1 protein-coding gene is annotated in these 255 nt (G+C 63.1%); it reads right to left on the bottom strand.

The features are described 5' to 3' along the window. Positions 1-255, bottom strand: a 255-nt coding sequence (locus EOD29_RS33265; protein WP_245475514.1) for a glutamate-cysteine ligase family protein, incomplete at both ends; no start/stop codon positions are given.

Raw genomic sequence — 255 nt, 5'->3', positions numbered from 1 at the left:
AAACGCTTCAGCCGCACGTCGGGGAAGAGCGTCGAAAGATGGTTCGTCCAGTCGCCCATCGACGGCTCCGGATCGGCGACCTCGCCCTTCAAGGCGCCGTTCATGAACTGGCGGAAGGTGACGTGCGTGCAGTCGTGATAGCGCCCGTTGCGGACGATGAAATACATCGGTACGTCGAGCGCCCATTCGGCGTAGTCGCGGAAACCGAAGTCGTCGCGGAAGGTGAAGTCGAGCAGGCCGGCGCGTCGGTTGTCG

Source organism: Mesorhizobium sp. M1A.T.Ca.IN.004.03.1.1, assembly GCF_003997555.1.
Taxonomy (GTDB): domain Bacteria; phylum Pseudomonadota; class Alphaproteobacteria; order Rhizobiales; family Rhizobiaceae; genus Mesorhizobium.
This window is presented reverse-complemented; position numbering and strand designations above follow the sequence as displayed.